Raw genomic sequence first — 9384 nt, forward strand, 5'->3', positions numbered from 1 at the left:
CCTGGCGGTCACGCTGGCCCGTACCGGGGCCGAGGCGCTGATCAACCACCCTGGCAAGATCACCGACGACGGCCCGCCCGCCGGGCCCACCCGCCGGATCCGCTGCCCGGGCTCGCCGCGTTGGTGGCGTTGAGCCTGGTGGCGGCGTTCTTCGCCTGGGTCAGCGCGGCGCCGTTCTGGCTGGCGGTGGGGCACGCCACGCCGGGCCGGGTGGTCATCGACGACTGCACCGGGGGCGGGCTCGGCCAGCGGTGTCGGGGCACCTTCGTCGCCGAGCGGGAGCGGTTCTTCGCGCACGGCGTCGCGGTCAGCGGAGTGCCCCGGGAGCGGGCGACGCCGGGCGCGACGGTGGCCGCCCGGATGACCGGCCCGGACGGTGCCACCGCGTACGCGGACAGCGGCGCGAAGGGGCACCTGCGCTGGCTGCTCGGCCTGGTGACGGTGCTGGGCTGCGCGGTGGGGATCGTCCGGTGGACCGGGGCGGCCCGACTCGCCGACCCGCGGGCCCGCCGCTGGGCGGTCGGCGCCGGGCTGGCCGGCCCGTTGCTGATCACCGTGGGCTTCCTCGTCGCCGCCTGGTGAGCGGTGAAAGGAAGGGCCCTTCCTTTCACGTCAGCGGTGTACGACGCCGTAGACGTCGCGGCGGCGCAGCCCGTACGACGTCGCGGCGTCGGTGATCGCGTCGCGCCGGGACATCCCGGTGGCCTCCCGGTCGGCGACCGCCGCGCGCAACGTGTCGTCGTCGGGGCGTTCGGCGGCGATCTCCGGTGCGCCCGCGACCACCAGGGTGATCTCGCCGCGCGGCTCCTGTGCCGCCGCCCAGGCGGCCAGTTCCCCGAGCGGCTTGCGGACGACCTCCTCGTACGTCTTGGTCAGCTCCCGGCACAGCGCGGCGGGCCGGTCCGGGCCGAACGTGGCGGCCAGGTCGGCGAGCGCGCCGGTGATCCGGTGCGGCGCCTCGAAGAGGACCAGCGTGCGTTCCTCGGTGGCGAGGGCGCGCAGCCGGGACCGGCGGCCGCTCGGGGTGCGGGGCAGGAAGCCCTCGAAGCAGAACCGGTCGCTGGGCAGCCCGGACAGCGCGAGGGCGGTGGTCACCGCGCTCGGGCCGGGGGCGGAGGTGACCGGCACGCCGGCGTCCAGGGCCCCCCGGACCAGCCGGTAGCCGGGGTCGGAGACGCTCGGCATGCCGCCGTCGGTGACGAGGGCGACCACGTAACCGCCGACGAGGGCCTCGACCAGTTCCGGTGTACGACGTTCCTCGTTGCCCTCGAAGTAGGAGACGATCCGGCCCTCGACGGTGACGTCGAGGTCCCGGGCGAGCCGGGTGAGCCGCCGGGTGTCCTCGGCGGCCACCACGTCGGCGGTGGCGAGCACCTGCCGGAGTCGCGCGGAGGCGTCGGCGGGATTGCCGAGCGGCGCGCCCAGCAGGATCAGGCGCCCGGTGTCGGACATTTCACCCACGAGTTGGTGCTCCTTCATCGACGTTGGTTCCGGATTCGGGGACGACGGGCGCCACCGGCCACCTTCGCAGCCTACGATCGCCAGGTGACCCAGGCGTCCACAGCGCACAGCGCGGGCCCGGCCGGGCCGGAGCACTCCGGGCCCGATGGCGACGACCCGCAGCGGCCCACCGAGACCACCGCCGGAGACTCCGCCGCGTCCGGTGGCGGCGTGCCCGACATCGTCCGGCGCCGCCTGGCCACGGTCGAGGCCCGACTCGACGGGCGCTCCTGGCTCGCCACCGGGGTGATCGTCGCGATCGCGGCGATCCTGCGGTTCGTCGGCCTGAGTCACCCGCCCGGCAAGATCTTCGACGAGACCTACTACGCCCGCGACGCGTGGGCCCTGGTCGACAAGGGCGTCGAGTGGAACTACAAGGACGGTGGCCCGTCGTACGTGGTGCACCCGCCGCTGGGCAAGTGGCTCATCGGGCTCGGCGAGTGGGCCTTCGGGTACTCCGACGCCGAGCACGGCATCTCGGTCCCCGGGCACCTCGTCACCACCGCGCCGGAGTTCGGCTGGCGCTTCTCCGCCGCCCTGGTCGGCACCCTGTCGGTGCTGCTGCTGGTGCGCATCGGCCGGCGGCTGTTCCGGTCCACGCTTCTGGGCTGCACGGCCGGTCTACTGCTCGCCCTGGACGGCTTCCACCTGGTGCTGTCGCGCACCGCGCTGCTCGACATCTTCCTGCTGTTCTTCGTGCTCGCCGCGTTCGGCGCCCTCGTTCTCGACCGGGACTCCCGGCGACGGCGCTGGGCCCGCGCCCTGGACGCCGGGCTCGACCCGACCCGACCCGGCCGTGCCGGCCGCCCGCCCGGCGGCTGGCGGACCTGGCCGTGGTGGCGGCTCGCCGCCGGGGTGCTGCTGGGCTGCGCCTGCGCGGTGAAGTGGAGCGCGCTCTACTTCCTGCCGGCCTTCGCGCTGCTGGTGCTGCTCTGGGAGGTCGGCGTGCGCCGCTCCGCGGGCGTACGGCGACCGTGGCGGGACACCGCGCTGGACGAGTTGCCCTGGATGGTGGTCGCCGGTCTCCTGCTGGTCGTCACCTACGTCGCCACCTGGTCCGGCTGGCTGCTCGGCGACGAGGGCTACTACCGGGTGATCGACGAGAACCGGTGGAAGGATGCCCCGCTCAGCGACACCCCGTTCCTCGGGCCGCTGCACAACCTCGTGGAGTACCACAAGGCCGCATACGGCTTCCACTCGACGCTGGACGATCCGCACAAGTACCAGTCGTGGCCGTGGCAGTGGTTGCTGCTGGGCCGCCCGGTCGCCTTCTACTGGTCCGGCGAGGGCGCCTGCGGGGCACCGTCCTGCGCCTCGGAGATCCTGCTGCTCGGCACGCCGCTGCTCTGGTGGTCGTTCCTGCCGGCGCTGGCCGCGCTCGCCTGGCTCGGGCTCGCCCGGCGGGACTGGCGGGCCGGCGCGATCCTGCTCGTCGCCGGGGCCGGGCTGCTGCCCTGGTTCTGGTTCGCGCTCGACGGCGGCCGGACGATGTTCTCCTTCTACACCGCTCCGGCCCTGCCGTTCCTGGTGCTGGCGGTGACCTACGTGCTGGGCGCGATCGCCACGCCGGGCGGGCCGCCCGACGACACCACCACCGCGCCGGCCGCGACCACCGCGGACCGCCGGCTGGTCGGCGGGGTCATCGTCGGGGCGTACGTGCTGCTGGTCGCGTTGTCCTTCGCGTACTTCTATCCGATCTTCGTGGCGGAGCTGATCCCGTACGACGAATGGTCGGCACGGATGTGGCTCGACGGCCGCTGGATCTGACGGACGGTGACCCGGTGCGGAGGCGGCCCGGCGGGCCGTCTCCGCCCGGACCGCGACCCGATGGACGACAGGAAAAGGGCCCACACGCCGAAGCGTGTGGGCCCTTTTGACAGTTAGGGCGCGCCCCGATCGCCTGCCACGGGGGAAGCGGGCGATTGAGGCGCGCACGAGAAGCTTAACCACAGCGCACGACCGGCACAACGGGTCGACTTGGGTCAGATTTCCGACCGATGCCACGCCGGCCGGAAGGTTTACATCGGGAAACTGACGGACGGTCATCGCCCGGAAACGTGGCGGATCGGCGAAGGTGTCCCGACCCCTCTCGATCGCGGCCCGGGCTCGCGGGCACGTTCTTCGAACGTATCGACCGATTTCGCTCACTGGCCATCCACCGTCGGATCAGTCGGAACCCGGCCCGACTGCACTGTCGGCATCCCCCGACGACCGATGGAGTCCGCGATGACCCGCACCCTCCGCTGGATCGGTGGCCTGCTGGCCGCCGTCACCCTCTCGACACTCGGGCTGACCGCCCCCGCCCGGGCCGCCACCGTCTCGGTGCCGCTGCGCACCCTCATCGCCGACCTGCCGGTCGCGTCCGAGGTCCGCACCGGTTACTCCCGGGACCTGTTCCCGCACTGGACCGACGCCGACGGTGACGGCTGCAACGCCCGGTACGAGGTGCTGATCGCCGAGGCCACCACGGTGCCCTCGGTCGGCTCCGGCTGCTATCTCAGCGGCGGGCGCTGGTACTCCTACTACGACGCGGCCTCCTGGACCAACCCGGCGGATCTCGACATCGACCACGTGGTCGCGCTCGCCGAGGCGTGGGACTCCGGTGCCCGCAACTGGACCACCTCCCGCCGGCAGGCGTTCGCCAACGACCTCGGCGACGCGCGCTCGCTGGTCGCGGTCACCGACAACGTCAACCAGGCCAAGGGCGACCAGGATCCCACCACCTGGATGCCGACCTACGAGAAGTGCCGCTACGTCCGCGAGTGGACGGCGGTGAAGACCCGCTGGCGGCTGACCGTCGACAGCGCGGAGAAGAACGCCCTGACCACCTGGGGCAACTCCTGCTCGAACGTCACCGTCACGGTGACCCACGCCTTCTGACCGACCGAGGGGCGGATGGCGATGCGCAACGGCGTACCCGCCATCCGCCCGCCGGGGGACATCGAACCTGCTGAGCCCTTACGGCACACCTGAGCCGACCATCACGTTCGGGCTCGTCTGCGCGGTCCTTCCCGATGTTCATCTTCTGTAACCACCGGTCGGACCACGATGACAACTTGGACATAAACCACTAATCACCTCTCTAGCCTCGTCTGAGTGGCTACTCACACCCATCACGACGAGTCCTCGTCCGTCCTGAGTGGATCTCATCCGGTCCTTCACCCGCCGCTGGCACCGGTCTTCGTCGACGTCACCGGGCGACGACATCGCCTGGTTCGCCGCTGGGGCCTACTCGTCGCGTCCGGCTCCCTCGCCTATCTCCCGATCGTCGCCCTCGCCGCCCTGACCGGACCGGCGGTGCCGGCCGGCGGAACGCCGCAGCTCGACGCCGCCCCAGCGATGGAGATCGGCGATCAGCCTCCCGCCCTTCCGGAGACGGTGGTGGCCCTGCCCATCGCTCCGCCGGCTGAGCCCGTCGGCGTCGAGGACGCACCGGGGCCCGAGGGCCGGTCGGTCGCGGATCCGCCCAGCCCCGGCGAGCCTGACGCCGACGCGATCGTCCCGCCCGCACCCGTGGTCGTAGGACCGATGCCGACACCGCTGCCCGCGCCCGGTCCGACGTCAGCGCCTCCGCCGCCCCGGCCGCCCGGTGAGCCCACCGGCGCACCGTCCCCGACGGCTCCGCCGCCGACGCCGGATCCGGCCGTCACCGGCACCCCGTCCGCGGAGAGCTGGGCCGCTTCCATGGTCACTGGCACCGCTCTCACCGCGAGGTAACCCGCCCGATGCTCTTCTCCACCACACCGACGACCCCCGCACGCCACCACCTCGATCCACCCCGGTCCCGCCTCCGCATCGGCTGGATGGTCTGGACGACGCTTCTCGTCGTCGTGGCCAGCGTGCTGGTCGTGGAGGCGTACGCGAACTCGAAGTTCACTCCCGACCATGTGCGGAAGGTCGGCGACCAGAGCACGGTGCCTGCCGCGATCCTTTCGGGTGGTCCGGTGATCGACACCGTCGACGGACGGGCGACCTCCTACCGGGTGCCCCCGCGCACCATCGCGCTGACCTTCGACGACGGGCCGGATCCGGTGTGGACGCCGCAGGTGCTCGACGTGCTACGCCGGCACCGGACGCCGGCCACCTTCTTCGTCGTCGGCTCCCAGGTCGCCCGTAACCCCCGCCTCACCGCACGGATCTCCGCCGAGGGCCACGAACTCGGGGTGCACACCTTCAGCCATCCCGACCCGACCGTGCTGCCCCGCTGGCAGCGGCGGCTGGAGTACGCGCAGACCCAGATGGCCATCATGAGCACGGCGGGTGTGCGGACCAACCTGCTGCGCTTCCCGTACTCCTCGATGCCCGGGGCGATCGACAACGGCGCGTGGGCGGCCGTCCGGGAAGCCGGCCGGCACGGCTACCTCACCGTGGTCAACGACGTCGACAGCAGGGACTGGGCCCGGCCCGGCACGGACGCCATCGTGCGGAACATGACTCCGCCCGCCGGGCAGGGCGCCGTGGTGCTGCTGCACGACGCCGGCGGCGACCGCGCGCAGACCGTGGCGGCCCTGGACCGTTTCATCCCCGCGATGACCGCCCGTGGCTACACCTTCACCACCATCAGCGAAGGAGTGAACCGGTCCCGGTTGAGGGACGAGGCGGTCCCGGCCCTGGCCGGCAACGTCCCGGTCGGAACGGTCGACCGGTGGCGGGCCTCCGCGGTCGTGGTGGCGGTGCACATCGCGGACCTGTTCGTCACGGCGCTGAAGGTGATGTTCCTGGTCGTCGGGGTGCTGATGCTGCTCCGTACGCTGCTGCTGTTCGCCCTCGCCGTCCGGCACGCCCGGCGAAGACGGTCACCCCGCTGGTCATGGGGGCTGCGCGTCACCGAGCCGGTGTCGATCATCGTGCCGGCGTACAACGAGCAGGCCGGCATCGTCACCAGCGTGCGGTCGCTGGCCGGGTCGGACCACCGGGTGGAGGTGATCGTGGTGGACGACGGATCCACCGACGGGACTCCCGACCTGGTGGACGCACTCGGACTACCCAACGTCCGAGTCGTCCGCAAGCCCAACGGCGGCAAGTCGAGCGCCCTCAACACCGGCATCATGTACGCCCGGCACGAGATCATCGTCATGGTCGACGGCGACACCGTCTTCGAACGCGACTCCGTCCGCCGGCTGGTGCAGCCGTTCGGAGATCCGTCGGTGGGGGCGGTGGCCGGCAACGTCAAGGTGGCCAACCGGCACGGCCTGCTCGGCCGCTGGCAGCACATCGAGTACGTCATCGGGTTCAACCTGGACCGCCGGCTCTACGAGACCCTCGGCTGCATGCCGACCGTGCCGGGGGCGATCGCGGCGTTCCGCCGTCGGGCGCTCCTCGCCGCCGGCGGCATGAGCGACGACACCCTCGCCGAGGACACCGACGTCACGATGGCCGTCCTACGGGCCGGCTGGCGCGTGGTGTACGAGGAGCAGGCCCGCGCCTGGACCGAGGTGCCCGGCACGGTGGGTCAGTTGTGGCGCCAGCGCTACCGGTGGAGCTACGGCACCATGCAGGCGATGTGGAAGCACCGCCGGGCGCTGGTCGACCGGGGTGCCTCCGGCCGGTTCGGCCGCCGGGGCCTGCCACTGCTCGCCCTGTACGGCGTGCTGCTGCCGCTGCTCGGGCCGGTCCTGGACCTGATGGCCGTCTACGGGCTCTTCTTCCTCGGCTCGACCGAGACGGCGGTGGCGTGGGTGGCGATGCTCGCGCTCCAGGCGGTCACCGCGCTGATCGCCTTCCGGCTCGACCGGGAGCGCCTCGGTTCCCTGGTGACGCTCCCGTTGCAGCAGTTCGCGTACCGCCAGCTGATGTACCTGGTGCTGGTCCGGTCGGCGGTGACCGCGCTGACCGGCACCCGGCTGCGGTGGCGGAAGCTCAAGCGGGCGGGCGACCCGGCCACCGATCCGCGACAGCAGGTCGTCGGTGCCGCCGACCGCGCGGCGGGCCCGGACGGGGCGGGGGCCGGCCGGGACCGCTGGTTCGACGTGCTGCGGGCGGTCGCACTCGCCCGGGTGGTCGCCTACCACATGTTCGGCGCGGCCTGGCTCAGCCTCGTCTTCCCGGCCATGGGAGTCATGTTCGCGCTGGGCGGCTCCCTGATGGCGCGGTCACTGGACCGGACGCCGGGCGACGCCGTGAACTCCCGGCTCCGGCGCCTCCTGCCGGCCCTGTGGGCGATGGGCGCGGTGCTGGTGCCGGTCATGCTCTGGCACGGCTGGTCCGACCGACCGGCGTGGCCCGCGTTCCTCACCTGGCTGGTTCCTCTTGCCGAGCCACCGGGCAGTGAGTGGGCCCGGAACGTCACCGGAGTGCTGTGGTACCTGGTCACGTACGTGTGGCTGGTGCTGCTCTCCCCCGTGCTGCTCGGCCTCTACCGCCGCTGGCCGCTGCCGACCGTGTTCCTCCCGCTGGCCACCGTCGTGCTGCTGCAGACCGCGGCGCCGTCGCTCGGCCGCGTCGTCGTCGACTCCGCCGCCACCGATCTCGCCACCTTCGGTGCCTGCTGGATCGTCGGTTTCGCCCACCGCGACGGCCACCTGCGTCGGCTGCCGGTGGCGGTCCTGGTGGTGCTGGCCGGGGCGTGCGCGACGATGGGGATCGGGTGGGTGCTCACCCACCCCGAGGGCGGGCTGGACCTGAACGAGGTCCCGGTGGCCCAGGCGTTCTACTCCCTCGCCTTCGTTCTGCTGCTGCTCCGGGCCCGGCCCGCGATGGCGTGGCTGGCCCGGGCCCGACCCCTCGACCGGCTGGTCACCGCGCTCAACCGGCGCGCGCTGACGATCTACCTGTGGCACAACGCCGCGATCGCGGTCTGCTTCGTCGTGGGGGACCGCTTCGGCGTCTGGCGGATCGGGCAGGTCGGATACCTCGCGGTGGCTCTGGTGATCCTCGCCGCGTTCGTGCTGCTGCTCGGGTGGATCGAGGATCTCAGTGCCCACCGGCGGCCGAGTCTCGTGCCGTGGACGCCGCGCGTCCACCCGGGTGGTACGCCGGACCAACCCGCTCCGCTTCGGACCGGTGAGCGGCTCGACCGGGTGGGTGCCGCGAGGTGACCCCCCTCCGATGAGCGGCGCGGGCCGGGACGGACCGTCCCCCGTTCCGGCCCGCGCTCAGGTCCGGGTCAGTGCAGCCGGCGTGGACGTGGCAACCAGCCGATGAACCGGTCCTGCAGGTTCGCGCCCGGCAGGCCCTTCAGGTCCTCGGTGGCGGCGGCCAGACAGGACCCCAGGTAGACCGTGAGCATGGCGCGGTCCATCCCGTACTCGTGCAGCAGCCGGCTGCGTTTGGGCGAGCAGGGCCAGTCCTCCCCGCACCGACCACAGGTCCAACCAGGCGTCAGAGGGACATGGTCGTCCGCTCCGGACAGCGAGGAATCCCCACCACCGTTCATCGCGCTCCCCCTTACGGATCCCCACGCCGACGCCGCGCCGGCCCGGGGTCGAGAGTGGATGGCGCCGATCCCCAGGAGACGCACAGTTCAGCGCGCGGGGACTCTCCGGCGTTACATGGTTGCGGTACGTTGACCGACCATGGCCACCGTTCCGACCCCGACCGTCGACCAGGTGCCGGCCCGGCGCACCGGCCGGCACCTGCCACACCGGCCGCCCGGAACCGACCCGGTCGGCGTCGGGCGGGCGGGGCTGTCCGCGTACCTCCGGGGGGTTGTCGATGCGTGACCTGCTGCCGCCGGAGGTCGCGGTGGCCGTGGCCGCGGCCGACGACTGGATCGGCGAGCTGCTCTCCGCCGAGGCTGTCTGCCTGGGCGAACGGGCGGTCGAGACCCGACGCCGCGACTTCACCGCCGGGCGCGTCTGCGCTGATGCGCCACTCAGGCGACCAACTGTTACAACGACTAAATCTTGATGCACCGTCGCGACGTTGCCTGCCCTTGTTTACCGC

General features: G+C 72.5%; 7 protein-coding genes and 1 pseudogene. 6 read left to right on the plus strand and 2 right to left on the minus strand.

Annotated elements, in window-relative coordinates:
- Nucleotides 1-123: 123 nt before the first annotated feature.
- Complete coding sequence (locus AB0I76_RS15620) at nt 124-582, plus strand: hypothetical protein (protein ID WP_357035076.1); 459 nt, start codon at nt 124-126, stop codon at nt 580-582.
- A 30-nt stretch (nt 583-612) separates the two neighbouring features.
- Here the strand turns inward: AB0I76_RS15620 and rsmI are convergent, their stop codons facing one another.
- Nucleotides 613-1461, minus strand: coding sequence for a 16S rRNA (cytidine(1402)-2'-O)-methyltransferase (gene rsmI / locus AB0I76_RS15625; protein WP_357035079.1), 849 nt, complete (start codon nt 1459-1461; stop codon nt 613-615).
- Between the two features lie 84 nt (nt 1462-1545).
- Between rsmI and AB0I76_RS15630 the strand changes: the two genes are divergently transcribed.
- The 3 genes from AB0I76_RS15630 to AB0I76_RS15640 all read left to right on the plus strand — a co-directional run bounded on the left by AB0I76_RS15630 (nt 1546) and on the right by AB0I76_RS15640 (nt 8537).
- The gene (locus AB0I76_RS15630) at nt 1546-3267 is read left to right on the plus strand and encodes a phospholipid carrier-dependent glycosyltransferase (RefSeq protein WP_357035083.1); all 1722 of its coding nucleotides are present in this window, start codon (nt 1546-1548) and stop codon (nt 3265-3267) included.
- Nucleotides 3268-3726: 459 nt separating this feature from the next.
- Entirely contained in the window at nt 3727-4380 is a 654-nt protein-coding gene (locus tag AB0I76_RS15635) for an HNH endonuclease family protein (RefSeq protein ID WP_357035086.1), read from the plus strand.
- 845 nt (nt 4381-5225) lie between these two features.
- Nucleotides 5226-8537 (plus strand): glycosyltransferase, encoded by a 3312-nt coding sequence (locus AB0I76_RS15640; protein ID WP_357035088.1) that lies wholly within the window; start codon nt 5226-5228, stop codon nt 8535-8537.
- A gap of 68 nt (nt 8538-8605) precedes the next feature.
- Here the strand turns inward: AB0I76_RS15640 and AB0I76_RS15645 are convergent, their stop codons facing one another.
- Entirely contained in the window at nt 8606-8728 is a 123-nt protein-coding gene (locus AB0I76_RS15645) for a hypothetical protein (protein ID WP_357035091.1), read from the minus strand.
- 286 nt (nt 8729-9014) lie between these two features.
- Here AB0I76_RS15645 and AB0I76_RS15650 point away from each other — a divergent pair, with 286 nt between their 5' ends.
- Nucleotides 9015-9161 (plus strand): hypothetical protein, encoded by a 147-nt coding sequence (locus tag AB0I76_RS15650; RefSeq protein WP_357035094.1) that lies wholly within the window; start codon nt 9015-9017, stop codon nt 9159-9161.
- Nucleotides 9154-9303: pseudogene (locus AB0I76_RS15655) on the plus strand (4-phosphopantetheinyl transferase); the annotation flags it as partial. The gene AB0I76_RS15650 and the pseudogene AB0I76_RS15655, both read left to right, overlap by 8 nt.
- Nucleotides 9304-9384 lie beyond the last annotated feature (81 nt).

It is taken from the genome of Micromonospora sp. NPDC049799 (assembly GCF_040656655.1).
In the GTDB taxonomy this organism is placed as follows: Bacteria; Actinomycetota; Actinomycetes; order Mycobacteriales; family Micromonosporaceae; genus Micromonospora.